Source organism: Pseudoalteromonas sp. S3776 (assembly GCF_005886915.1).
In the GTDB taxonomy this organism is placed as follows: Bacteria; Pseudomonadota; Gammaproteobacteria; order Enterobacterales; family Alteromonadaceae; genus Pseudoalteromonas.
Genome location: NZ_PNCU01000047.1, coordinates 40,046 through 65,809, shown reverse-complemented (window position 1 = coordinate 65,809; position 25,764 = coordinate 40,046). Strand labels below are relative to the sequence as shown.

Here is a 25,764-nt window from a genome sequence, read left to right as displayed (position 1 = left end):
CAACGAGAGATACAAGGCGCTAAGCTTGCTTGCGCGAGAAGCGCAGCCTCTAATTACTTATGATTTCTCAAATATAATTTAAATTTTAAGCCCTCCTATAATAGCTTTGGCAGAATTACTTTATAAATAGGTCTTACATTAGCTAAAGGAGCACAAACACTTACATCACTCCCAAAGACTGGTATTTACAGTAAACCGCAGATCAAGCTATATTGATCCTAAAGTATTAAGAGAAATTAAAAAGGTTAAATAAAGGATTAAAATGAAACCTACATGCCCTAGCTGTCAGAATAAAATCAATAATAGAGATATAAAAAATACTAATAAAAAAGGGATATTTTTTGAAGTCGAGTGCCCATCTTGTCAAACATGGATACGTTTGAATAAAACACTAGAAATTATAAAAGCTGCTGGAATATCACTTTTGTTAATAACTAGTCTGCTAAATATTTTCAGCATTAAAAGTGAATATAGCTTGTTTTTCTCAACCGTTGGCTTTGTTGGAATATTTATAGCTATGCTTATTACTTTTTTTGGTAAACATGAAGAAATCAAATAATAGAAAAACAAAAAAGAAGCCAAAAATAAAACACGCTAATATTAGTAATACCAGAATGTTATTAAATCAAATAGCATTCTCCTTGTTTTCTTTAGCTATAGGCTCCTTATCCATCATAATCGCAGTAAAATCTATATACGACGGTTATGTGCTGACACCAACAGATTATCGTGTTGAATCTGTGGTTTATTTTTTCTCGACCTCTCCATTTGCTTATATTTTTAACCTTCTTTTTTACTTAGGATGTGGGATCTTTTTTTTAGCAGTACCATACCTAAGCAGAGACATGTTTCCGCGTAAAAAAGAGAAAAAGCTAAGCAAAAAAGCTCAAAGAAAAAATAAACAATAGTTTTTATTAACTCGTTCTGTATTTATACAATAACTCAAAAGGTATATGGCAATAGTCATCTGGGTGGTTGGTTAAACGGTCTTGATGCTCTGCATCGCTTGGTACGTAATTGGTAAGCTTCTCAACGCCTACTACAACTTTTTCGGCATCACTGCGCTTATTTATATAATTGCTTGCTGCGTCTAAATGGTTTTGGTGTTTACTGTAAATACCAGTGCGGTATTTAGGGCCTACGTCATCCCCTTGTTTATTAATGCTGTATGGGTCAATAATTTCAAAAAAGTAATCAAACAGCTTATTTAGGCTAACGGCGTTTGGGTCAAAAATTACCTTTACGCATTCTGCATAACCATCATAGTCGCCACCTGTCGTTTTATTTGTACCATTAGCGCGCCCTGCTTCAGTACTTATTACGCCTGGTAAGTGTTTCATAAACTCTTGTACACCCCACAGGCAGCCACCAGCAAAGTAAATAGTATTATGTTCTTTAGTATCCATTATAAATGTTACCTAATGAGAAAAGTGTGAATGGTTATCAAATGCAGTTATTAACAAATTAATGTACAATCGCGCACAAAATGTCTGCTGTTACATTTAATTATTTTATCATGCTCAAATATAAGCTTTGAAATTAATTGTAACCGCCGCTACAAATAAAAAACGACGAGAAACACATGAGCCGCACACCACACATTATATTACCTGCACTGTTATGCAGCGTTACCCCATCTGTTGATGCCAATACGCTACCTGATGAGTCATCAATCGAGCAAATAACGGTTGAAGCTTCGCCTACTGCGAATAAACTGCCTGTCGGTACATTTGACTCGCCTATTTCTAATTTAGAGTACGACCCGCGTGTTGATTTACAGTCGCGTAATATGGCTGAGGCGCAAGCTGATGTAACTATTCGTGGTGGAATTTTTGAAAATACCGGTTTTAGAGTCGGCAGTGCTACCCTACTTGACCCGCAATCTGGTCATTATTTTGCTGAAATACCTATTGCACCGCAAATGCTAAGCGGCCCAGCAGTTTTAACCGGTGCCGATAACGCACTATACGGTATGAACAGCTCTGTAGGTACGGTTTCGTTTGGTTGGAAACCAATTATTACTGGCGGTAGTGTATCGCTTGGTACTGGCACAAACGACTTTAACCTGCAAAGTATCCACGCTGCTAAAAACATACAACTTGATAGCTTAGCTAACTATACCCTGGGCTTTGAAGGTGAGTACTCTCACTCGCAAAGTGATGGCACTATTGATAATGGTGACCATGACTTTTCGCGCGCCTCAGCTCGCCTGCAATTAGTAAGCGAGCATAGCCAAACCGATTTATTTTATGGCTCGCAAGATAAGTTTTTTGGCTGGCCTAACTTATATACCCCTTTTGGCGTTAACGAAACAGAAGATTTAGAAACCCGCCTTTGGATGCTTAATCACAAACAAAATTACGCTGAAAACAGCAATTTTGAAGTATCGGCGTATTACCGTACCCATGACGATCACTATATTTATTCGCGCGAAAACCCAAGTGCATTTGAAGCTTTTCATAAAAGTGAAGTTAAATCACTTGCTCTTTCGGGCCGCCATGCACAAAGCGATGCACTGGCAATAAATTACTCAGCACAATTTATTGATGACTCGATTGAATCAACCACACTTGAAAACAACTTTACCTCACGAAAGTATTACAAGCTGAGTATATTGCCTGAATACACTATGGCTTTAAAAGCGAATCAGCAGCTTACTTTTCGCTTAGGGGCTGCGTATGATGATACAAATCGTGATGATGCTAAAGTTTCTGCCATTGGTGATATAACCTTAAATACGCAAAATAGTGACGGCACAGCGCAAAGTATTTATTTATCATACGCGCAGGCAAGCCAAGTTGCAGGCTATACAGCCATTGGCGGCAGCGATTCTGGCGGGTTATTTAGAAGTAACTACAACCTTGAGCGCGAAACGACTTCAAACTTAGAGCTAGGCTTATTACTTGAAGAGCAAAGCTGGCAGTTAAACTCGGCTATTTTTTATCGAAAAGATAATAACTTAACCGACTGGACCTTTAATTTTGACTCCACCTCTGCGCGCTTTGCTAACCCAGTTGATATTGATACTGCAGGGGTTGAATTTTTAGCGACTAAACACTTTGATTCTGCAAAACTTATTGCTAGCTACACCTATTTGCATAAATCAGAAAACTACGGCGCTGCCGATATTGATGCCAGCTTTTACGCGTTAAACTTTCCTGATCACCGTTTAACACTCGGCGCTGTGTACAACCCAACAGATATTTTAGAATTTAGAATAGATAACGAATGGCGTACACAACACAAAAACGCGCTTAGAAACGGCCACGACAACGCGTTATTTACCCAGCTAACGCTTAAAATAACCCCGCCTCAGTTAAGCAATTTATTTATTACTTTAGCGGCTGATAACTTATGGGATGAGTCGTTTGAAGAAATACCAGGTGCACCCGGGCGCGGTGAACAATATACGTTAAGCGCAACGTATAGCTGGTAATTAAAAATTCAGGAATTTATTCATTAGGTACCTGCTTACAGGGTAGGTACCCAATAAATTTAGTTTAGAAAAAGATTGCTAGTACAAAAATGGTGGAAGAGAAACCTAAAAGCCATGCATAAATTAACTGTGCAACGGTAAACATAATAGGGTCTTCTGCAATATAAAATTTGATGTTGCCTCCTAAGGTCCAGCCATTATTAAATGAATGAACTAATAAACCACCAAACATACTCATTAATAGCAAAGAGAAAAATATATCTGAACCAGTTAAAGTATTAGGATCAACCTCTGCTCCTATTGGAGCACCAAAAATAAGCCCAAAAAAACATATTCCTAATAAGCGTTCAAATTCACTTGCTGTTTTTATATTTTGTTCACAAGACTCTAGCTGTGATTCGGTTTGTTCATTATAAACAGCTAACTTTTTTTCCCTTTTTGAATACTCATTCATTAGAGCCTGATAATTTTCAACGTACTTTTCTTTATCTATGCTATTTATGGCTTCCTCAAGCTCAGTTAATGAGTACTGCGAATAATCTACTCTAAACATATATTCCCTTAGTTAATTGAGGTATTAATATCCCAATCTAAATTTATTAACTACTTGCCCGTTACCTTAAATGTAAATATATGTGTATTAACCTCGTGAGCTAGGTCAATTGCTCAAGCTCGGTTATAAGTGCTAGAGCCTCTGCATTAGTTGACCCACACACATCTAATGTGGCGCTAAAATCACTACATACTTTTGGACGGCTTTCATCGCCAAATAATTTACATAAATTACGCTCATCTAGCTGTATACAACGCTCTCCGGCTTTTTTACCGTTTGGCATTCCCGGGATTGGCGAGCTAATACTTGGGGCAATGCAGCATGCACCGCAGCCTAAACGACATGCCATAGGCTCTGTTTTCATAAACACCTCTATTAGTAAAAGCCAGGCCTTTGTATTTAAATTAACACCCTACCTAGCTCATTATTTATCTGTAATACACATATGTAATGCTTTGTTACATCTTCAAACGCCTTGTAAACACTTTATTGCGTATTATTGCCTTGTCACCAAATATATGAAGGAATGCCTTGTGGCTACTAAAAAACAAATTTTATTACCTGTCGCAGTTTTAGCTGCCGGAATTGCACTGGCAATTGGCCTTTCAGCAATGAAAGCGCCACCAGAAGAAAAACCAGAGCAAGACACTCGCCCACTTGTTGCTGCGCAAAACGTAAACATTGATGCGATAACGCTTGATGTTAAATCGTACGGCGTTGTAAAACCTAAAGACCGTACTGAACTTGTTGCGCAAGTAAGCGGGCAAGTTATTTCAGTAGCCGAACAATTTGTTGAAGGCGCGTTTGTTAAGCAAGGCGATATTTTAGCACGAATTGATCCAAATGATTACGAAGCCGACTTAATTGAGGCCCAAGCAGGCCTTGCACAAGCAAGTTCAGCACTTGAAATTGAACGCGCACAAGCCCATGTTGCTAAAGCTGAATGGGAACGTATCAAATCAGACTCAGGCGATGCAATTGCATCTGAACTTTATTTACGTAAACCACAACTTGCCGAAAAAATGGCAAATTTTAAATCTGCTCAAGCGCGTGTAAAACGCACTAAACGTAACTTAGAACGCACCTTCATTAGAGCCCCCTATGATGCCATTGTTAATGAGCGCACAATTAGCTTAGGCTCTGTAGTGAGTGCTGGCAGTAAATTTGGTGAGCTAAGCGCCACCTCGGTTGCAGAGGTACGTTTACCGGTTGCAGATAAAGAGCTGCAATACTTAAATAACGGCGGTATTGGCGCACAGGTGTCACTTAATGCCGAATTTGCCGGTAAGCAAACTACCTGGCAAGCCAAGGTTGTACGCAGCGAAGGTGTTGTTGATCAAACCAGCCGTATGAGCTACTTAGTTGCGCAGTTACCTACCCCGTACGCTGATAACACTAAGCCACTGCGTTTTGGCTCTTACATTAACGCTACTATTAAAGGGCGAGCGCTTGATAACGCCATTATAGTGCCGCACCATTTAGTTAAAAATAACAAAATTGCTATTTTAAACGACAATCACACCCTGAGCTTTAAAACGCTTAATATTGTACGTGAACAAAACGGCATGGTCATAGCCGACCAAGGGTTAAGCAGTGGCGAACAACTTATTACCTCTGCCCTAGAATACCCAACAGAAGGCATGGCGGTTAAGCTTGAAGGCATTGATCCTAAAAGCGATGTTACTCAATTAGCACTTAAAGAGGACACACCATGAGTACCTCAGAAAAAGGCTTAATTGCATGGTTTGCACGTAACCCAGTGGCGGCAAACCTCATCATGATTTTTATTCTCATTGGTGGGCTTTTAACAGCGTTGACCATTCGCAAACAGGCATTTCCGCAGTTTGAAAGTAACTGGGTGAGTATTCAAGCGATATACCCAGGCGCCGCCCCGCAAGAGGTTGAAGAAGGCATAACCATAAAAATTGAAGAAAACCTTGAAGGTACAGAGGGTATAAAACGTTTAATAACCTACTCTAACCGAGGTTATGCGCAAGCGTGGGTAGAAATAGAAGAAAAATACGACCTGCAAGAAGCACTAGACGAAATTAAAGCGCAAGTAGACTCTATCAATACCTTTCCTGCGGGGATGGAACGCCCCGTTATTCAACGTGAAAAATTTCAGCAAGAAGTCATGATCCTCGCGCTTTACGGCGACATGAGTTACTACCAGCTTAAAGAGCTAGGTAACGACATAAAAGATGAATTACTCGCGTTACCTGGCGTTAACTTAGTTGATTTTTACAGTGGCCTAGATTACGAAATAGGCATAGAAATAAGCCCCGATAAACTGCGTGAATATGGCCTAACATTTAGAGATGTTTCAAGCGCGGTGCAAAGCTTTTCTACTAATATGTCGGCAGGACAAATTCGCTCCGACACAGGTTATATTTCAATGCGTGTTGAAAAGCAGGCCTACCGTGGCGGAGAATTTGCAAAGCTTCCGCTTATAACGCTTGCCGATGGTGCACAAATTAATTTAGGCGATGTAGCAACAATTAATGATGGCTTTGAAGAAGGCCTGCTTTACTCTAAATATAACGGTAAAAACTCACTTTCGTTTGAAGTAGATGCCTCAAAAGATCAAGATATAACCGATGTAGCTAAAGTTCTTAAAGGCTATATGGCAGAAAAACCGTCAAAACTTCCACAAGGTGTAAAGCTCTCACCTATTGTTGATTTAACCTACTACCTTGAAGGTCGACTCGATATGATGATCGACAACATGGTATGGGGCGGTATTTTAGTAATGATCGTATTGGCACTATTTTTACCGCTGCGTTTAGCATTTTGGGTAATGATGGGCTTACCAGTGTCTTTTTTAGGTGCCTTTTTATTTATGCCTGTGGGCTTTTTAGACATCACCATAAACATGGTGTCGTTATTTGCCTTCATTATAGTACTCGGGATTGTGGTCGACGATGCCATAGTCGTCGGTGAATCTGCCAGTGCCGAAATAGAAAAACATGGTCATAGCCTTGATAATGTTATTCGCGGTGTTAAGCGCGTTGCTATGCCCGCTACATTTGGCGTGCTAACCACTATTGCAGCGTTTTTACCGCAAGCTATGGCATCAGGCCCAGGTGCTGCGTTTTCTAAGGCCATTGGTGTGGTTATTATACTGTGTTTGATTTTCTCGTTAATTGAATCAAAGCTAATATTACCTGCGCATATTGCAGCCATGAACCCACGTAAACCTAACCCTAAAAACCCATTACACAAACTGCGTAATGTAGTTGATAACGGTTTAAAACACTTTGTACAAAACTACTACACGCCTTTTATAGGCCATTGTATACATTATCGTTATACCGTAATTATTGGCTTTTTATGTATTTTAATAGTCAGTGCAGGTATGTTTGCAGGCGGCTTAGTTAAGTTTGTGCCTAACCCTAAAATACCGCATGACTTTCCGCGTATTACGTTAGAAATGAACCTAGCCTCTTCGGAGCAGGCAACCCTTGAAACTGCCCGTAAAATTGAAGATGTATTACTTAAAGTAGATAAAGAACTTGAAGAGCAATACGGACAAAGCATGATCCGCGATTTATCGGTAAGCCTACGCGGGCGTACAGAGGCAAACATTATGGCTATTTTAGTAGAGCCACACTTGCGCCCTATCGACACTTTTGAATTAAGCGCGTTATGGCGCGAACAAATGCCACCGCTACCAGGTGTTAAAACGCTTAATATTCAAGATAATATTTTTAGTGGCGGACGTGATGACGGCGACGTAAGCTTTAGACTGCAAGGCAAAAATGCCGATGAGCTAAAAGTAGTAGCCGGTAAATTAAAGGCTAAATTACAAAGCATGGAAGGTGTAGGCGATGTTAACGACTCACTACAAAGTGCCACCGACGAAGTGCAGCTTGATTTAAAACCACTAGCCTACAGCATGGGACTAACCCTTGCCGATGTTGCATCGCAAGTAAGCTTTAGTTACTACGGATTGGAAGCACAGCGTATTTTACGCGAAGGCGAAGAAATTAAAGTGATGATCCGCTACCCAGAGAGCGAGCGCAACTCAATTAGCAACATTCAAAATGCGCGCATTATTACGCCAACCGGCGCAGAAGTGCCGTTAAGCGAAGTAGCCGAAGTTAAGCTTGTTGATGGTGTAAACCGTATTCGCCGTGAAAACTCAAACCGTACCGTTAATGTGTGGGCAGCGGTTAATACTGACCAAGTTGAGCCGTTTGCCATTGCACAAGAAATTCGCGATGCCTATTTACCTTCGCTGCTAAAAAGCTACCCAGGCGTTAAAAGTAATGTGGCTGGACGCGTACAAGAAGAGATGGACAGCGCCGATGAGCAGTTACGCGACTTTGCTATATCGCTGATGATTATATTTGCGTTATTAGCTATACCGCTTCGCTCTTACTCGCAGCCGCTTATTATAATGTCGGTTATTCCATTTGGTGTGGTAGGTGCAATGTTTGGTCACGTAATATTAGGTATGACCATGAGCGGGCTGTCTATGTTTGGCATTATTGCGGTAGCGGGTATTGTAGTAAACGACTCCCTCGTTATGGTTGATTTTGTAAATAAAGCACGCGCGGAAGGTATGGCTATTAAACAAGCGGTTATGCAAGCCGGTGCAAAGCGCTTTAGAGCTATATTGCTTACCTCAATCACTACATTTATTGGGGTAATGCCAATTATTATGGAAACTAGCTTACAAGCTAAAATAGTTATTCCTATGGCGGTATCGCTGGCCTTTGGTGTGCTTTTTGCCACGGTAATTACCTTGATACTTATACCTTGCCAGTACGTAGCACTAGAAGACGCTAAGCGCCTTACCCGTAAACTATTTGGTAAATCGCAACCTATAAGTATTCAACCAACACCCACTACCAAATAATTAAAGTTTATCTCCCAACCATTAAAGCTCGGCCTAATACGCCGAGCTTTTTTATCAATTGTTTAAATTATTTTCAGCTGATAAGTTAGACATTTATATGGACTCACGAACATAAAAGGATGTAACAGTGCCACATGTACAGCTTATTCTATTTAATACTTTTTCCGTCTTAACCACACCTAGTTACAAAAATACAGCCGTAAACTAGTGATATTAGGCGCTATTGCTATATCGTTCGCATTTGTGGTACTTGATTTTTAACAAGTGTAGATGAAGGGTTATCTGGCATTAATTAATCAAAAAAATTTTAGCTTGAAAATTAAAGGGACTTTAATGCGCATATACATACTGATTATTTCTTTAGTTATTTTTTTAAGTGGGTGTCAGAGCTATATTGCTTATCAAATAACTAAACCTCCGCAGAAAGTTCTCCCTAAAGAATTTGAGAGCTTTATCGCTTTATCTGGAGTACAAATCCATTACTGTAGTAGCGAAGTAGATTGTCTTGATTTTAGATTTATCTCACCTAAGGATATCGAAAGCTACCTACTGGATGGTAATACACTTTCGTTAAGTTTGATTGTTAAAGGAAGCACTGAAGATGATGTTTTTGAATACCAACTTACTTCAGATAATTTATCAAACAGCCAAAAGAGCGGGCTTTTAATCATCTTTCCGGGGTATGGCGTAGACAGCTTGATTTACACCATGCAAGCAAGATGGCTTAGCCATGTCACTGGAAAAAACGTGATAGTGATGCCTGCAACTAATCAATACGAGAAGTTTAGATTTGGTTTAAACTCGCTTGATGTGCTAGTCAATTATGTAAATAAAGAAAACTACACTGATATTTCCTTAATTAGCTACTCAATGGGCGCAATTGCGGGAGTTGAGTTGGCATCTAAGCTGAACATTAGTAAGCATATACTTTATGCCCCAATGATTAATTTTGAGGCCGCACTAAACACAATTGCTAACTTATCACACCCTATTTATAGCAAACTATTTGGCGATGATTATTTAAACGAAGTCGCGGCTAAAATAATAGAAAAAAGTGAAGTAGCTCTTAACAAACTCAACTTATTAAATAATCTAAATAAGACCCCGCATGCTAGGCACACTTACATCTTTTCAAGTAATACAGACAAAGTAAGTCCATATAGTAGGTTGCTTACTCTTAATAACCCAAGAGTGAGCACTTATGAGGTAAAAGATTTAAATCACATTGAAATGGTTTCTTTAATTTCCACACAACAAAGGAATGTGCTCCTTTCCTTGCTTGATGAATAACTTCAACAGTCCTAATAATTGAGAAAAATATTGCTCGTTTTTTATCCCTAATACGTTATGGTAATAAATAACAATACATAACTAATAATAATGAAAGGAGCAGCCATGAATACCCCGCAATCAGATCATATCCCCCAAGAAGCCTTTGATTGGTATGACGAATACGCCCACGGTTTAATAGACCGACGTACATTTATGAAAAAACTAGGTGGGTTAGCTGCACTTGGGTTTTCAATGAGCGTACTAACCAGTGCCCTGTTACCTAATTATGCGTTTGCAGAGCAAGTATCGTTTAACGATGACGATATTAAAGCCACCTACGAAGAATTTGATTCGCCAAACGGGCATGGTAAAGGCAAAGGCTACTTAGCTGTGCCGAGTAAAATTGAAGGTAAACTGCCGGTTGTATTAGTTATTCACGAAAACCGTGGTTTAAACCCATATATTAAAGATGTAGCAAGGCGCTTAGCCAAAAAAGGTTTTATTGCCTTTGCACCCGATGCACTCTTTGCGCTTGGTGGCTACCCGGGTAATGACGATGGAGGCCGTGCCATGCAAAAAACCATGGACAGAGCTAAAATCCAAAATGACTTTGTAGCCGCTGCGCACTTTTTAAAAAATCATTCAAATAGTAACGGCAAATTAGGGGCTGTGGGCTTTTGTTTTGGTGGTTATATTGTTAATTACTTAGCGGCGGTTGAGAGTGATTTACTCAGCGCGGGCGTGCCTTTTTATGGCACACCTGCCAGTGAGTCACTGCACAAAAATATAAAAGCGCCTCTAATGATTCAATTAGGTGAGCTTGATAAACGCGTTAACGCTACATGGCCTGATTATGAAAAAAGCTTAAAAGCTAACAATGTTGAGTACATTATGCACATGTACGAAGGCGCTAATCATGGTTTCCATAACGACTCTACTGGGCGTTATGATGAGCAAAAAGCAGAACTTGCTTGGCAGCGTACCTTAGCGTTTTTTAATGAAAAACTAAGTTAATAATCAGGTAATGCCACCAGCTTAAAATGGGTGGCATTTTTTAAGTTAATTGAGCTCTGTAATATGTAAAAGCTCACCAGATGGTCCCCATAAATAAATCACTTTACCCCACGGTTCTTGTTTTATCCCTTCATAGCGAATATCAAAGTGAGTTAATTTGCTAATGGTGTTAAAGGCTTCGTTTATGTTTAATACGCACACTTGCAGCATTAAATTTTCAGCAAATTCTTGGTTGTAGTAACGTTTAATACCAATCGACTTAAATATTTAATCATTCTAGCGTGCTAAATAGAGCGCTAACAGCGTTATAAATTTCTTATGTAGAACAACTACATGGCGATATTTATGCCTTGTTATCACGCTATTTAACTGCCGCTATAAATGCCTAATAACTTAACACGATTGGTATAAAAAAAACTACATTCACCTGATGTTGCAATACTTAAATCAGCTGATGCAGGCTCAACATTAAAGCCAAGCGCCTGATAAAAGTCGCACGATTGCTGATAATTTTTACACGGCATAAACACTCTAATATCATGAGCTTGCATTTTCAGTTCTTCATTAGCCAAGCACGCTTTTATCAACAATTCCTTTTGCAATAAGGGCTTTTAAAATACCGGCACTTTTTTCTCTAAAGGCATCGCGAAGTAAGCGCACTGCCGGAGTGATTGACTGCCTACTTGGGCACACCAACCAAAGCTCTGTAGGCGTGGGTTTAAAACTTGGCATAATACTTACAACATTACCGGTAAGTAATTCATTAGACATATCTAAGCAGGATTTAACCGCCAGCCCCTTGCCCGACACACACCAACGCCTTACTAAATCGCCATCGTTAGTTGCGTGGCCACCGTTGAGCTTTACTTTAAACTCTTCGCTGCCATTACTAAACAGCCACACATCTTTAATTATATCTTGAAGTTGATAAAACAGCCCTTTATGTGATGTTAAATCATGTGGATGAGCAGGCGTACCGTGTGTATCAAGGTAGCTTTGTGCTGCGCATAAAATACGCGGTACGTCGCAAATTTTAAAACCGTACATGCTGGCATCGTTAGGTTTACCATAACGCAGCGCAATGTCGACCGAGTCACGATAAAAGTCGATATTACTGTCGCTAATATTGGCGCGAAGGCTTAACTGAGTGTGAGTTTGCATGAACTCGTCAAGCCAGGGGATCACAATATTGCGCCCTAAATCAGAAGAAAGTGCAATACGCAGCTCGCCATCAATTATATCGTCATCGCTTTTAAGTGTATTTTTAGCTTGTTCAAGCATCGTCACTGCTTGTTGGCACTGCGGAATATAACGCTCACCGGCGGCAGAAAGCCTTAAATGACGAGTAGTACGTATGAATAGTTCAAAGCCTAAATCCTGCTCTACCCTTTTAACAGCAGCACTTGCTGTAGCGGTGCGCATATCTAAATTGGATGCGGCAGCAGTAATACTTTTAAACTCTGCTACTTTTAAAATTACCTGTAAGTCTTCTAAAAGCATTGTGTATTAATCCGTTATCAACTTTTAATTATTATTTTTGGCAAAATTAAGCGCTTTAGGTTTGCTTACATGCGTGTTGAGCAATCAAAAAGTGATTTATTGTCTATTTATATTTGACAATGCTTAGGTATTGCGTGATTTATCAATATAAAGGCTAATATTACACAGTACCCACTACCTAGTCACTAACCACTATTTATTAAATTAGGACAATCTTTAGTAACCCTATGTTAGTTTAATAACTCTCAATACTGTTAAGAACAAATACATTTATTAAACGCTTTTAAGTATGTGTATAACGACACTAGGTATTAACCGCACGCTTTAAAATACATTCATAAAAAGCTCAGCCAGCTATTAAACAATATTTTTTGATAAAGATTCAATTATTACCCTGTTTATTGATTAAAAACACTCACCTATTATTCACCTCAACGCAAGCGAAGCCATTTAGGCTATTTAAATCGCTTTATCCTATTTTTTAGCATAACGGGTATCAATGTATGAAACGATTAAAAACCACCCTAGCAATAGCATCTCTTTCACTAGCAGTAACTGCTGCTTCAGGCGCCTATGCAGCAGACGTTGGCGCCCTTGAAACGGTGACCACGGTTAATAAATATCGCGGTGCAGGTATAACTATAACACCTGCAGGGCGAATGATTGTAAGCATGCACCCGCTTGATGCACCAAAAACGCGAGTAATTGAAATTATGGCAAATGGTGCTCAACAACCTTTCCCTACAGTCGATTGGGCAGACGGCCCTGAGCCTGGCAAAGTAGGCCTTGCAGCTGTAATTGGTGTACATAGCGATAGTAAAGGTATGGTGTGGATTTTAGACATGGGCAGCGAGAAAGTAGCCCCAAAACTTATAGCCTGGGACAGCGTTGCCAATACCTTAGTTAATACCATTGAATTAAATAAAGACGCCGTACTTGCTAACTCATTTTTACAAGACTTTGTCATTGATGAGCGTAACAACAAAATTTACATTGCCGATATGTCATTCGGTAACTTTATGGGTGCAACCAAACCTGCTTTTATAGTGGTTGATTTAAAAACGGGTGAATCAACACGCGTACTTGAAGGCAATGCTAAGCTAATGCCAGAGGAACGCGATATTGTCATCGAAGCCTCTCCCGTTGCCTCTAAATCAGCAGAAGGTGAAACGACACACCTACGTTTTGGTTTAAACCCAATTACCATTGATGATAAGAACGAATGGGTCTACTTTGGCGCATTTACAGGCACACGCGTTTACCGAATTCCGGCAAAAACGCTCGCCAATAGCACGTATTCAGATGCTGAAAAAGCACAAAGCATTGAAGTGTTTGGCCCTAAAAACCCAAGCGATGGCATGACCTACGCGCCAGGTGGCGGTATTTTAGTAACCGACCTTGAAAACAATGCCATTGGCTTAACCACTAAAGGCCACTACGAAATAATTGTTCAAGATAAACGATTATCATGGCCAGATAGCCTAACGCTAAGCAATGGTTGGGTTTATGTAACACAAGATCAGCTCCATCAACACCCTGCATTTAGCCAAGGCTTTGGTAATGCAAAACCACCCTACGTATTAACACGCTTTCGTTTTAATCAGTAAAAAAGTGCCTAGGAGCCTGTTTTTGTACTGGCCCGTTAAAAGGTTATATCAACGAAATATTTTAAACATATTTGCTCTAGTTCAACTTAATTACTGGTATTCAAATAAGGTAGACCCTATGCGTAAACCAATTTTAAAATTGGGCGTAACCGATTTATCGTTTCACCATGTTACGGCTTCTTTAGTGAGCCATGTTTTAACTGATATGGGCTTTAACGTTGAGCGTATTTATGCGCCGCATGAAAATAACTTTAAAAACCTTAAATCGGGTGAAGTAGATTTACTCGCATCACCGTGGCTTCCTTCAAGCCACGGTATTTACAAAGCCGATGTAGAGCAAGTAATGCCACTCATTGAGCTTGGCTTGCATTATAAGCCTTATGCACATTGGGGCTTACCAGATTACGTACCGCAAAGTGCAGTGAATGAAGTTAGTGATTTGCTTAAACCAAATGTGCTTATATAAATGGAAAAAACAATTCAGGGCATTTATGTCGGTGCTGGTATTACCCGTTTTTCTATTAATATGATGAAAGAATATGGGCTGACGCGCGCAGGATATGAGTTTTTAACCGGCACAGAGCTTGATTGTTTTAGCGCGTTTGAAAACGCAGTAGCCACCCAAACTTGGTGCGTAGTGCCATTATGGAAGCCACAATTTTTGCATTACAAGCACACAATACGAGCGCTTAAAGAACCAAAAGGCTTACTAGGCGTTGTTGATAGAGCTGTTTTACTCCTACGAGAAGATAAACAAGTGCTGTTTAATCAAGCACAGATAAACACCCTTGATAAATTACGCTTTTCCAATGAGATCATTGCCGAGCTCGACTATAAAGTATGCAAGAACTTACAGCCCCTCGATGACGTAACGCGTAATTGGCTTAATAACAATCCAATTAAATAGTAATTTGTGCTTTGTTTTTTTAAAAAAGGCTCAATATAGACACTACTTGGCTAAAATTGCCACTTAACGGAGATAACCATGACCCATCCAATTATTAATGATTTAGAAAAACGTTATACAACTAAACGCTATACAACCCAGCGTATTCCTCAAGATGACTTAGATGTAATTTACGAAGCTATGCGTCTTTCTCCTTCATCTATTAACTCGCAGCCGTGGAAATTTATTGTTATCGAATCAGACGAAGCTAAAGAGCGTATGCACTCTACGTTTGAAAATAAATTTCAATTTAATCAGCCGCATATTAAAACTGCATCGCACGTTATTTTATTTGCTTACAACCCTAAATATAAACGTGATGATTACGCACAAGTCATTGATGCAGATATTAAAAATGGCCGTACCCAAAGTGAAAACCGCGAACAAGCATTTGGCGCGTTTGCCTTTGTTGATATGAATACCGATGAGCAAGGCAACAATGCGATGTGGACCAAAGCGCAAACTTACATTGCCTTGGGCAACACAATGCACGCCGCAGCACGCTTAGGTATTGATTCAACGCCTATGGAAGGTGTAGATGCACAGCTTATTGGTGAAGTGTTTGAAGACGAGCTCGATGGCTATATTTGTGATGTAGCGCTGGTACTTGGCTATCACGATGACACTGAAGATTATAACGCTAAGTTACCTAAATCTCGCTTAGCAAAAGAGCAAGTTATTAAGGTTTTATAAAAACCGAGTAAAAAAGCTTAGCGCTAATGAGCGCTAAGCTTTTATATTCATTTTATTTTTTAGCAATAGCCTGCAGTACCGATGCTAACCCCGTGTGGTATGTGCCTTCAAACACTTCTCGCCTTAATTCTTCTAAATGTACAAAGCTAAGCTCGGTTAAGTCGTTTTGTAAATCGCTTTTTGAGGTTTTAGTATCGACACTTGGGCCGCCGCCGGTATTATAATTTACTTGCTCAGGCGTATAGGCCTCAAGTAAAAACACCCCACCAGGCTTTAAACCTTTAACAGCGCGCTTATATACCGCTGAACGCACAGCACTTGGTAAAGGGCAATAAATAGAGACTACCGCATCCCATTTTTCTTTTCCAAAATCAAACTTCGCTAAATCGGCGTGTACTAGCTCAATGTTTACGTTGTGCTCTTTGGCAAGCTTTGCCGCTTTTTCAAGCCCTACTTTTGAGCCGTCAACCGCGGTAACGCGATAACCCATTTTTGCCAAAAATACCGCATTTCGCCCCTCACCTTCGGCTAAGCTCACTACATTACCTTTAGGTAATTGCTTATATTGCTGGGCTAAAAAATCGTTTGGCTCTTTGCCATAAGCGTATTGCTGAGTGTTATACCTTTCATCCCACATAATTTCTCCTGAGCTAAATTTGTTTACACAAGCATGTATAAAGTACGCTTTATTTGCTTAATAATTCCACGAATAACATGGTGAGTAAATACGTAAAAAGATTAAATAAAAAGTGGCGTTGGAAATGTGCTGGTTATAACTATCCATAAAGCGTGTTAATTTTCATCGTTTCACCTAAATAATAAACTGTGTGCGGCTGCACTGACTATTTAGGCAAAGTTTGCAGGCTGAGAATTTTTGAAAAAGCCGCTTAGCCGAGAAACATTTTCAAATAAAAACGAGTAATTAATTACTTATTGAAAAACAAAAACCCAGCAATAAAGCTGGGTTTTACTTAGGTCATGCTTAATAAACCTTAACTGACCTTGAGTTCTTGCATTTGTAAGTACTGCACTAGGTCTTCAATCGATACCACGGTCATGCTGTGTTTATTAGCATACTCGCTTATCTGTGGTAAGCGTGCCATGGTGCCATCTGGATTTGTGAGTTCACAGATAACCCCAAACGGTTTCAAACCAGCCAGCTGCATTAAATCTACAGACGCCTCGGTGTGACCACGGCGAACTAAAACCCCACCTGTTTGTGCTTTTAAGCCAAATACATGCCCTGGGCGCGATAAATCACTCGGTTTTGCGTTATCGGCTGTGGCGGCTTTAATCGTTGTGACTCTGTCGGCTGCCGATACGCCGGTTGTAACACCGTGTTTAGCTTCAATGGTTACTGTGTAGGCTGTGTTATTTTGGCTGGTGTTGTTAGTTACCATTTGCGGTAGATCGAGCTGCTTAATGCGCTCATCACCCATACACAGGCACACAATACCGCTGCCTTCGCGGATCATTTCGGCCATTTGTTGGGCCGTTAAATGCTCGGCAGAAAAAACAAAATCACCTTCGTTTTCGCGGTCCTCATCATCAACAACAAGTACCCCTTGGCCTTGCTGCAAAGCAGCAATGGCGTTTTCTACGCGGGTGTGGCTTTCGCCAAATTGGCTTAGTAAAGACTGAATCATTATTATATTCCACATAAAAATAAATAGATTCAGGACACTGAAAGACATGGCAAAACACACAAACTAAATTGCGCACTTTTACCACTAAACAGCTTATACCAATCCGCATAATTGAGTGATCAATTTTGAGGCGGGAAAACGTGTTGATAGCGACACTTTTAGCCCCTCAAAATGATTAAGTATTATTGCAGATTGGTATTAAACACGCAGCCACAGGCCACGTGTTTGCATACGCTACAAGCTATATTCTCTTTCATCCGGACTATAACCGTCGGCTCTGGCCTCTCACCAGATCTGCTTGACCTTTATTTAATACATTAAAAACGATTATTAAATAAAGCGCTCGCGGGCTCATTTTATTCATAAAGTCATGAGTAAAACATACCGCCGGTGGGGAATTTCACCCCGCCCTGAGAATGTACCTGAACTTATCTGTTCACGGCCTGTGCATTATACGCGTGTATGACCATGTTATTCAAAAATAAACGTTAAATAAGCTCAGTGTTCAGTGAGGCATTGAGCACTTTACCTTGATTTATATCGGCCGTGAGTGAGCATTTTGCGCCATTAACTAAGTTTAAATTTGGTTGCACATGGCCAATATCAGCATCTATTATTACCGGAAACAAGCACCCACCCAATGCCACATCTAGCGCATGGCGGTAATCAAAGGCATCGTGATGACTTTGTGTTATTTCACTGCGCCCTAAAATAAGGCCGTTAATATCATCAAATACACCGGCAAGTTTGAGCGACAGTAAAAAGCGTGCCACGGTGGTAGGAGTAAGCTCTGAGTTTTCTAGGTATAAAATAAGGCCCTCGTTCGCACTGTGTTTTTTAAAGTCGTGCAATGCTAAAAAAGGTGAATCAAGTAATAATCCTACCGTATCAAGGCAGCCGCCAAATAAGCGCCCAGACATCTCTATTGTGCGCTCATCGGTATAATTTAAGCACTGCCACTGAGTAGGCTCGCTTGGTGCTAACAGCTCATCGGGGTTTTGTGCGTAATTAGGTTTATTTTTTTGATAATAAGCAGAGGGTCCTTGCTCAAATTTACTACCCGATTCGTAGGTAATGGTTTCAAAAATTTGTAAGCTAAAGGGATTTGTTTCATCTGGATGAAGCTGCATTAAGTTGGCACTATGAAGTGTTGCCCATTGGCACTTAGCCGTAAGTGCACAGGCAATTGTACTCACATCAGAAAACCCCACCAGCCATTTAGGCTTAGCCTCTTTAATGGCGTTAAAATCAAGTAGTGGTAAAATTTCCATTGCAAGCTCTCCACCCATTGGTGGCATAATGGCGGCAACGTCATCGTCTAGCAAAAAGCCCATCAATTGCTTGGCATGGGCTTTTGCATCTAATTCATCGCGGGGTTTATTTTGGCGTAAAAACTCCCCTTCTACTACCTCGTAACCACGGTTCTTCAAACCGTCTATCACTCTATCTAGTCGTGCATGGTATTTTTCTTTTAAGCCCGACGAAAGCGAGCAAATAGCAATTTTAGAGCCTACTTTTAAAGGTGCTGGATAAAGTATATTAGCCATGAGTGTTCCTTTTAATAAAGTGATTCCACTGTGTAAAAGCCGTTATGCATTTACACATTACCTATATGAATGTACCTATATCAACACGCACACTCTTTATGCAATATGAATAAGCGTAGAGTGTGTTTAGCATTAATGCAGCCACCATTTTATTTATAAATTTTTTTAACGGGTAATGGCACACGCTTTTTTAGCAATCCAATTATGCCAATCCGTTTAACTCAGCTGTCTATTTTGAGGGGTGGTGTTATATATGGGGTTTATGAGGATAAGTTGGCATTAGCTAGTTTTTAGGCATAAAAAAACCGATGCAATTGCATCGGTTTTTGCTTGCACATTACTGTGAGCTAAATATTAAATATACTCAACGTCAATGATTTCGTACTCAACGTCGCCTTTAGGCGTTTTAATGGTAACAGCATCATCTGTTTGTTTACCAATTAATCCGCGCGCAATTGGTGAATTCACAGAGATTAAATTATTTTTAATATCCGCTTCGTCATCACCCACAATACGGTAGGTTACTTCAGCATCTGTCTCTACATTTACGATAGTGACAGTCGTACCAAAAATAACTTTACCGGTATTAGGCATTTTAGTTACGTCAATAATTTGCACATTTGAAAGCTTAGCTTCAATTTCTTGAATACGGCCTTCACAAAAACCCTGTTGCTCACGCGCAGCGTGATATTCAGCGTTTTCTTTTAAGTCACCATGTTCACGCGCCACCGCAATGTCATTTACGATTTTAGGGCGGGTAACTGTTTTTAATTCGTTAAGCTCTTCGCGCAGTAACTCTGCGCCACGAACTGTCATCGGAATTGATTGCATACTTTTCTCACTTAACACCAAGGCCTAATGGCCTTGGTACATTTCCTTAGTTCAATCGCTGGTGTAGCTCTTGAACTGACGTCACTTTACTACGGTCGTCCGCTTGGTTAGCAGTACAGTTAGCAAATGCCGCGTTCAAGGTTGTCGTGTAGTTGGTTTTGTTTTGCAATGCACCACGACGCAACACCTTCGAATCTTCGATCGCTTGGCGACCTTCGGTGGTATTTACGATATAGCTGTACTCTTTATTCTTGATGTTATCAAGAATATGCGGGCGGCCTTCATATACTTTGTTTACACGGCGTACTTCAATACCAGCCTCTTTTAAAGCCTCTGCTGTGCCACCTGTTGCATCAATTTCAAAACCTAGGTCTATCATGGTTTTAGCAAGTTCTACAACACGAGACTTATCGCTGTTACGTACAGATAGTAACGCGCGACCACCGCGTGGTAAAGTGTTGCTTGCACCTAATTGTGCTTTTGCGAACGCTTCGGCGAAAGTATCGCCAACACCCATTACTTCACCTGTAGAGCGCATCTCTGGGCCACGGATAGGATCCACACCTTGGAACTTAGCAAATGGTAAAACCACTTCTTTAACGCTGTAATACGGTGGAATTACTTCTTTAGTAATGCCTTGGCTTGCTAAAGACTGACCCGCCATACAACGCGCTGCTACTTTTGCAAGTGCAATACCGGTCGCTTTTGATACAAACGGTACAGTACGCGCCGCACGTGGATTCACTTCAATTAAGTACACTTTGCCATCTTTTACAGCAAATTGTGTATTCATTAAGCCCACTACGCCAAGCTCAAGTGCCATATCTGTTACTTGTTTGCGCATAACATCTTGCACTTCTTGTGATAAAGAGTGTGCAGGTAATGAACACGCTGAGTCACCCGAGTGAACACCTGCTTGCTCAATGTGCTCCATTATGCCGCCGATAATGACTTGCTCGCCGTCACAAATTGCATCCACGTCCACTTCAATCGCGTTATCTAAAAAGTGATCAAGTAGTACTGGCGCTTCATTTGACGCTTGTACTGCTTCGGTCATGTATCGACGTAAGTCTTGCTCATCGTATACAATTTCCATTGCACGGCCACCCAGTACGTACGATGGACGTACAACCAATGGGAAGCCAATTTCAACTGATTTAAGTAATGCTTCTTCCGTTGATGTAACCGTTGCGTTTTCTGGTTGTAGTAAATCAAGACGCTCTACTAACTGTTGGAAACGCTCACGGTCTTCTGCGCGGTCAATCGCATCGGGTGAAGTACCAATTACTGGCACACCATTCGCTTCCAGTTCACGTGCTAGTTTAAGTGGTGTTTGGCCACCGTACTGAACGATCACACCTTTTGGTTTTTCAACACGTACAATCTCTAACACGTCTTCAAGTGTAATTGGCTCAAAGAATAAACGGTCAGAGGTATCGTAATCGGTAGAAACCGTTTCAGGGTTACAGTTAACCATGATGGTTTCATAGCCGTCTTCACGTAGCGCAAGGGCTGCGTGTACACAACAATAGTCAAACTCAATACCTTGGCCGATGCGGTTAGGACCGCCACCAATTACCATGATTTTGTCTTTGTCTGACGGGTTCGCTTCACACTCTTCATCGTACGATGAGTACATGTAAGCGGTATCTGAGCTAAATTCGGCAGCACACGTATCAACACGCTTGTACACAGGGACAATGTTTAATTGATGACGCTTTTTACGAATTTCGGCTTCAGATACACCAGCAATTTCAGCAATACGTGGGTCGGCGAAGCCTTTACGCTTAAGTTTACGTAAAAACTCTGCATTTAAGCCGGCCATGCCACCTTCAGCAATCTTTGCTTCGTCTTTTAAAATGTCTTCTATTTGTACTAAGTACCAAGGGTCAACTTTGGTTAGTTCAAAAACTTCTTCTACGCTCATACCGTGGCGCATTGCATCGGCAATGTACCAAATACGCTCAGCGCCTGGCTCGCGTAGTTCACGGATGATTTTTTCGCGGGCTTTCGGATCATCAAGTGCCACAATTGGGTTAAAGCCCGTTGCGCCAACTTCAAGACCACGTAATGCTTTGTGTAACGATTCTTGCTGGTTACGACCAATCGCCATTACTTCGCCCACTGATTTCATTTGCGTTGTTAAGCGGTCGTTCGCGCCGGCAAATTTTTCAAAGTTAAAGCGAGGAATTTTTGTTACTACGTAGTCGATTGAAGGCTCAAATGACGCGGGTGTTTTGCCACCTGTAATGTCGTTTTGAAGTTCATCTAACGTGTAGCCAATCGCTAATTTAGCAGCGATTTTTGCAATAGGAAAACCCGTTGCTTTTGATGCAAGAGCAGATGAGCGAGATACACGTGGATTCATCTCAATGATAACCATACGCCCGTCAACTGGATTTACACCAAACTGTACGTTTGAACCACCGGTTTCTACACCAATTTCACGCAGTACTGCCATAGAGGCATTACGCATTAATTGGTACTCTTTGTCGGTTAAGGTTTGTGCTGGTGCCACGGTGATTGAATCACCTGTGTGTACACCCATTGGGTCAAAGTTTTCGATAGAACATACAATGATACAGTTGTCTTTTTTGTCACGAACAACTTCCATTTCATATTCTTTCCAGCCAATCAGTGATTCATCAATCAGCAACTCACTTGTTGGTGATAAATCTAAGCCGCGCTCACAGATTTCGTTAAATTCTTCCATGTTGTAAGCCACACCGCCCCCGGTGCCACCCATAGTGAAAGAAGGACGAATAATACACGGAAAACCAATTCGGGTTAGCGTGTCGTGTGCTTCATCCATAGAGTGAGCAATTTCTGCACGCGGGCATTCAAGGCCAATATTTCTCATGGCTACGTCAAAGCGTTCACGGTTCTCTGCTTTGTCGATTGCATCAGCAGTTGCGCCTATTAGCTCAACGCCATGTTTAGCCAGTACGCCGTGCTTATCTAAATCAAGTGCACAGTTTAGTGCCGTTTGACCACCCATCGTTGGTAGGACTGCATCTGGCTTTTCTTTTTCAATAATTTTTTCTACGACTTCCCAATGAATAGGTTCGATGTACGTTGCATCGGCCATTTCAGGGTCGGTCATGATAGTCGCTGGGTTTGAGTTAACTAATATAACTCTAAAGCCTTCTTCTCTAAGTGCTTTACACGCTTGAGCACCAGAGTAATCAAATTCACAAGCTTGACCAATTACAATTGGGCCTGCGCCTAAGATAAGAATGCTTTTTAAATCGGTACGTTTTGGCATTATTACTCCAGTTAAATTAGTTATTACGCGCTTGCATCAGGTCGATGAAGTGGTCAAATAATGGGGCTGCATCGTGCGGGCCTGGGCTTGCTTCTGGGTGACCTTGGAAGCTAAACGCTGGTTTATCAGTACGATGAATACCTTGTAGTGTTCCATCAAATAACGATTTGTGCGTGGCACGTAAGTTACTTGGTAGTGTGTCTTCATCGGCAGCAAAACCGTGGTTTTGTGCGGTGATCATTACTACATCGCGGTCTAAGTCTTTTACTGGGTGGTTACCACCGTGGTGGCCAAATTTCATTTTTACTGTTTTAGCACCTGAGGCCAATGCTAATAATTGATGCCCTAAACAAATACCAAAGATTGGTGTGTCGGTTTCTAAAAAGGTTTTAATCGCATCAATAGCGTAAGTACAGGGTTCTGGGTCGCCTGGGCCATTAGATAAGAAGATACCATCTGGGTTTAAAGCAAGTACATCGGCGGCTGAGGTTTGCGCTGGTACAACGGTTAATTTACAACCGCGATCAACTAGCATACGTAAAATATTACGTTTAACACCGAAGTCGTAGGCTACTACATGAAACTTTTCATCATCGCTGCTAAGGGTTTTAAATCCTTGGCCTAATGTCCAGCTTGATTCGCGCCACTCAAAATTTTCCTTGGTTGAGACAACTTTTGCTAAATCCATACCTTTTAAACCTGGGAAGGTTTGCGCGGCTTGTAACGCTTTGTTTTCGTCTAACTCGTCACCGGCAATAATACAGCCGTTTTGTGCGCCTTTGTCGCGCAAAATACGGGTAAGCTTTCTGGTGTCGATGTCCGCAATACCTAAAATATTACGTTGTTTTAAGTAATCATCTAACGATTGCTCGTTACGAAAGTTACTTGCTAGCAGTGGCAAATCACGGATCACTAGGCCTTTAGCCCAAATTTGATTCGCTTCTTCGTCTTCGCTGTTGGTACCCGTATTGCCGATATGTGGGTACGTCAAAGTTACGATTTGTTCCGCGTATGATGGATCAGTCAAAATTTCTTGATAACCAGTCATAGACGTATTGAATACTACTTCACCGACTGACATGCCGTCAGCGCCGATTGCAGTACCGCGAAACACTGTGCCGTCTTCTAGGACTAACAGAGCGGATTTAGTCAAGTTAAACCTCCTAACAGTAAAAAACGGGAGTAAGCAAATGCTTAACACCCCGCCAATACCCAGAGGGATCGTCAGAACCAGATTTTTTTGTGAGCTTAAATTGTTTTACGCAGTCTTAAATGATGCCGATATAAAACGCTAAACCTTCAATCATTTTTCTTGCCTAAAACTCTTTTCATTCCCACTGAAACCCCTGGTTTTACTAGCCACTTGGGTATAATTGGAAACACGCATTTAGTAATTTTTGGCAAATTGGCTGCATTCTACATGAAGATGCTATTTAGGTCTAACGTTATTTAGATAAACACTAAAAATAAGTCGCTTTAGGCAAAAATAGACCCAAACAGCTAAAAAAGTAACTAAACTACTTCAGATCTAGCACATCTTGCATATCATAAAGTCCTGCCGGTTTGTTTTGTAACCACTGCGCAGCCCTTATAGCACCTAACGCAAAGGTCATTCGCGAGCTTGCTTTGTGGGTTAATTCAAGCCTTTCGCCCATAGTTGCGAAATAGGCAGTGTGTTCACCTACTATGTCCCCGCCTCTTAAGACCGAATAGCCAATTTCATTTTGCGATTTTGCGGTTTCTACTTGGCTGCGGTCGTATACTGCTACTTCATCGTGATCCCACCCTTTAGCCTGTGCAATAGATTCACCAATGGCCAATGCCGTGCCCGATGGTGCATCTATTTTATGACGATGATGCGCTTCAAAAACTTCTATATCTAAGTCATCACCAAATTTAGTGGCCGCAGTTTGCACTAGGTTGAGTAGCACATTAACGCCAACGCTGTAGTTACGCGCAAACACAATAGGAATATGTTTAGCAGCATTTCCTAATAATGCCATGTCTTCGCTCGTTAAACCTGTGGTACCTATAACCATAGGCAGTTTTTTATCGAGCGCTGTTTTTAAGTGATTGCGCATACCTGCTGGTAACGTAAAGTCGATAAGTACATCAACATCAACAACCTTATTCTCGTCGCTAAAACAAATGGTTTTGTCGGCTGCACTGTTTACTTGATTTACATTAATACCCAATAACGATGAGTTGCTGCGAACATACGCACCACCAAGTTGTGTTTGCTCTTTAATTGTCGCAGCTTCTAATAAGGCTAAGCCCATTCTGCCGTTAGCACCAAAAACACCTATTCGATTCATTGTTATTGCCTTAATCTGATTTAGTTGGATCTGTTGTTGCGTACCCTGACTAATTTGCCGACCTACACTTGCATTGAACAATTATTAGTCGCATATAATCGCACACCGGTAGATATTATCTAAAAGTCGTGCAATAGTCAGGTAAGCCTTTAATTAAATAATAATAACAATACCAGTTTACTTTAGCCATCTATACATTTAAACTTCTCTTTCGCGTCGATTTGGTCTTTGGCTTGCGGGCGCTGTGGTCATCACCTTTTTACTAAAGCGTGATCTAC

21 protein-coding genes, 1 pseudogene and 1 riboswitch are annotated in these 25,764 nt (G+C 40.9%); of the genes and pseudogenes, 10 read left to right on the top strand and 12 right to left on the bottom strand.

What is annotated here, in order from left to right; translation table 11 throughout:
• Positions 1 to 262: 262 nt before the first annotated feature.
• Both CWC16_RS16795 and CWC16_RS16790 read left to right on the top strand, forming a co-directional pair.
• Entirely contained in the window at positions 263 to 559 is a 297-nt protein-coding gene (locus CWC16_RS16795) for a hypothetical protein (protein ID WP_138542335.1), read from the top strand.
• Positions 543 to 908, top strand: a complete 366-nt coding sequence (locus CWC16_RS16790) for a hypothetical protein (protein WP_138542334.1) — start codon at positions 543 to 545, stop codon at positions 906 to 908. The genes CWC16_RS16795 and CWC16_RS16790 overlap by 17 nt, the downstream gene beginning before the upstream one ends.
• Positions 909 to 914: 6 nt before the next feature.
• Here CWC16_RS16790 and CWC16_RS16785 read toward each other — a convergent pair whose 3' ends face one another.
• On the bottom strand, positions 915 to 1,406 hold the full coding sequence (locus CWC16_RS16785) for a peptide-methionine (S)-S-oxide reductase (RefSeq protein ID WP_138542333.1): 492 nt from the start codon (positions 1,404 to 1,406) through the stop codon (positions 915 to 917).
• Between the two features lie 176 nt (positions 1,407 to 1,582).
• Here CWC16_RS16785 and CWC16_RS16780 point away from each other — a divergent pair, with 176 nt between their 5' ends.
• Positions 1,583 to 3,436: a TonB-dependent receptor plug domain-containing protein gene (locus CWC16_RS16780; RefSeq protein WP_138542332.1), complete on the top strand. Its 1,854-nt coding sequence runs from the start codon at positions 1,583 to 1,585 to the stop codon at positions 3,434 to 3,436.
• Between the two features lie 64 nt (positions 3,437 to 3,500).
• Here CWC16_RS16780 and CWC16_RS16775 read toward each other — a convergent pair whose 3' ends face one another.
• Both CWC16_RS16775 and CWC16_RS16770 read right to left on the bottom strand, forming a co-directional pair.
• On the bottom strand, positions 3,501 to 3,989 hold the full coding sequence (locus CWC16_RS16775; RefSeq protein WP_138542331.1) for a hypothetical protein: 489 nt from the start codon (positions 3,987 to 3,989) through the stop codon (positions 3,501 to 3,503).
• 100 nt (positions 3,990 to 4,089) lie between these two features.
• Positions 4,090 to 4,353, bottom strand: coding sequence for a YkgJ family cysteine cluster protein (locus CWC16_RS16770; RefSeq protein WP_138542330.1), 264 nt, complete (start codon positions 4,351 to 4,353; stop codon positions 4,090 to 4,092).
• Positions 4,354 to 4,522: 169 nt separating this feature from the next.
• On the opposite strand from CWC16_RS16770, the gene CWC16_RS16765 reads away from it, so the two are divergent.
• The 4 genes from CWC16_RS16765 (at position 4,523) to CWC16_RS16750 (ending at position 11,136) form a co-directional block, all read left to right on the top strand.
• Positions 4,523 to 5,704 (top strand): efflux RND transporter periplasmic adaptor subunit, encoded by a 1,182-nt coding sequence (locus CWC16_RS16765; protein ID WP_138542329.1) that lies wholly within the window; start codon positions 4,523 to 4,525, stop codon positions 5,702 to 5,704.
• The gene (locus tag CWC16_RS16760) at positions 5,701 to 8,850 is read left to right on the top strand and encodes an efflux RND transporter permease subunit (protein WP_138542328.1); all 3,150 of its coding nucleotides are present in this window, start codon (positions 5,701 to 5,703) and stop codon (positions 8,848 to 8,850) included. Before CWC16_RS16765 ends, CWC16_RS16760 begins: the two co-directional genes overlap by 4 nt.
• A gap of 270 nt (positions 8,851 to 9,120) precedes the next feature.
• Entirely contained in the window at positions 9,121 to 10,140 is a 1,020-nt protein-coding gene (locus CWC16_RS16755) for an alpha/beta hydrolase (protein WP_138542327.1), read from the top strand.
• Between the two features lie 105 nt (positions 10,141 to 10,245).
• Positions 10,246 to 11,136, top strand: coding sequence for a dienelactone hydrolase family protein (locus CWC16_RS16750; protein ID WP_138542326.1), 891 nt, complete (start codon positions 10,246 to 10,248; stop codon positions 11,134 to 11,136).
• A gap of 365 nt (positions 11,137 to 11,501) precedes the next feature.
• Here CWC16_RS16750 and CWC16_RS16740 read toward each other — a convergent pair whose 3' ends face one another.
• Together CWC16_RS16740 and CWC16_RS16735 are read right to left on the bottom strand one after the other, a co-directional pair.
• Positions 11,502 to 11,687 carry a VOC family protein gene (locus tag CWC16_RS16740; protein WP_249929297.1) on the bottom strand — a complete coding sequence of 62 codons (186 nt, stop codon included), beginning with the start codon at positions 11,685 to 11,687 and terminating at the stop codon, positions 11,502 to 11,504.
• Positions 11,688 to 11,700: 13 nt separating this feature from the next.
• The gene (locus tag CWC16_RS16735; RefSeq protein ID WP_138542324.1) at positions 11,701 to 12,636 is read right to left on the bottom strand and encodes a LysR family transcriptional regulator; all 936 of its coding nucleotides are present in this window, start codon (positions 12,634 to 12,636) and stop codon (positions 11,701 to 11,703) included.
• A 503-nt stretch (positions 12,637 to 13,139) separates the two neighbouring features.
• Between CWC16_RS16735 and CWC16_RS16730 the strand changes: the two genes are divergently transcribed.
• From CWC16_RS16730 to CWC16_RS16720, 3 genes and pseudogenes are all read left to right on the top strand, one after another.
• Positions 13,140 to 14,243, top strand: coding sequence for an L-dopachrome tautomerase-related protein (locus CWC16_RS16730; RefSeq protein WP_138542323.1), 1,104 nt, complete (start codon positions 13,140 to 13,142; stop codon positions 14,241 to 14,243).
• Positions 14,244 to 14,361: 118 nt separating this feature from the next.
• Positions 14,362 to 15,150: pseudogene (locus CWC16_RS16725) on the top strand (glycine betaine ABC transporter substrate-binding protein).
• A gap of 78 nt (positions 15,151 to 15,228) precedes the next feature.
• Complete coding sequence (locus tag CWC16_RS16720; protein WP_138542322.1) at positions 15,229 to 15,882, top strand: nitroreductase family protein; 654 nt, start codon at positions 15,229 to 15,231, stop codon at positions 15,880 to 15,882.
• Positions 15,883 to 15,934: 52 nt separating this feature from the next.
• Here the strand turns inward: CWC16_RS16720 and CWC16_RS16715 are convergent, their stop codons facing one another.
• From CWC16_RS16715 to dapB, 7 genes are all read right to left on the bottom strand, one after another.
• A complete protein-coding gene (locus tag CWC16_RS16715; protein ID WP_138542321.1) occupies positions 15,935 to 16,519 on the bottom strand; it encodes a class I SAM-dependent methyltransferase in 585 nt (194 codons plus the stop codon).
• A gap of 355 nt (positions 16,520 to 16,874) precedes the next feature.
• Positions 16,875 to 17,528, bottom strand: coding sequence for a 3,4-dihydroxy-2-butanone-4-phosphate synthase (ribB, locus tag CWC16_RS16710; protein WP_138542320.1), 654 nt, complete (start codon positions 17,526 to 17,528; stop codon positions 16,875 to 16,877).
• Between the two features lie 241 nt (positions 17,529 to 17,769).
• Positions 17,770 to 17,950, bottom strand: a riboswitch (FMN riboswitch).
• A gap of 66 nt (positions 17,951 to 18,016) precedes the next feature.
• Positions 18,017 to 19,075 carry a S66 family peptidase gene (locus CWC16_RS16705; protein WP_055015209.1) on the bottom strand — a complete coding sequence of 353 codons (1,059 nt, stop codon included), beginning with the start codon at positions 19,073 to 19,075 and terminating at the stop codon, positions 18,017 to 18,019.
• A 354-nt stretch (positions 19,076 to 19,429) separates the two neighbouring features.
• A complete protein-coding gene (greA, locus tag CWC16_RS16700; protein WP_055015248.1) occupies positions 19,430 to 19,906 on the bottom strand; it encodes a transcription elongation factor GreA in 477 nt (158 codons plus the stop codon).
• 46 nt (positions 19,907 to 19,952) lie between these two features.
• On the bottom strand, positions 19,953 to 23,171 hold the full coding sequence (gene carB, locus CWC16_RS16695; protein ID WP_055015214.1) for a carbamoyl-phosphate synthase large subunit: 3,219 nt from the start codon (positions 23,169 to 23,171) through the stop codon (positions 19,953 to 19,955).
• 16 nt (positions 23,172 to 23,187) lie between these two features.
• On the bottom strand, positions 23,188 to 24,324 hold the full coding sequence (gene carA / locus CWC16_RS16690; protein WP_004588094.1) for a glutamine-hydrolyzing carbamoyl-phosphate synthase small subunit: 1,137 nt from the start codon (positions 24,322 to 24,324) through the stop codon (positions 23,188 to 23,190).
• 364 nt (positions 24,325 to 24,688) lie between these two features.
• Positions 24,689 to 25,486 (bottom strand): 4-hydroxy-tetrahydrodipicolinate reductase, encoded by a 798-nt coding sequence (gene dapB / locus CWC16_RS16685; RefSeq protein ID WP_138542319.1) that lies wholly within the window; start codon positions 25,484 to 25,486, stop codon positions 24,689 to 24,691.
• Positions 25,487 to 25,764: the final 278 nt, after the last annotated feature.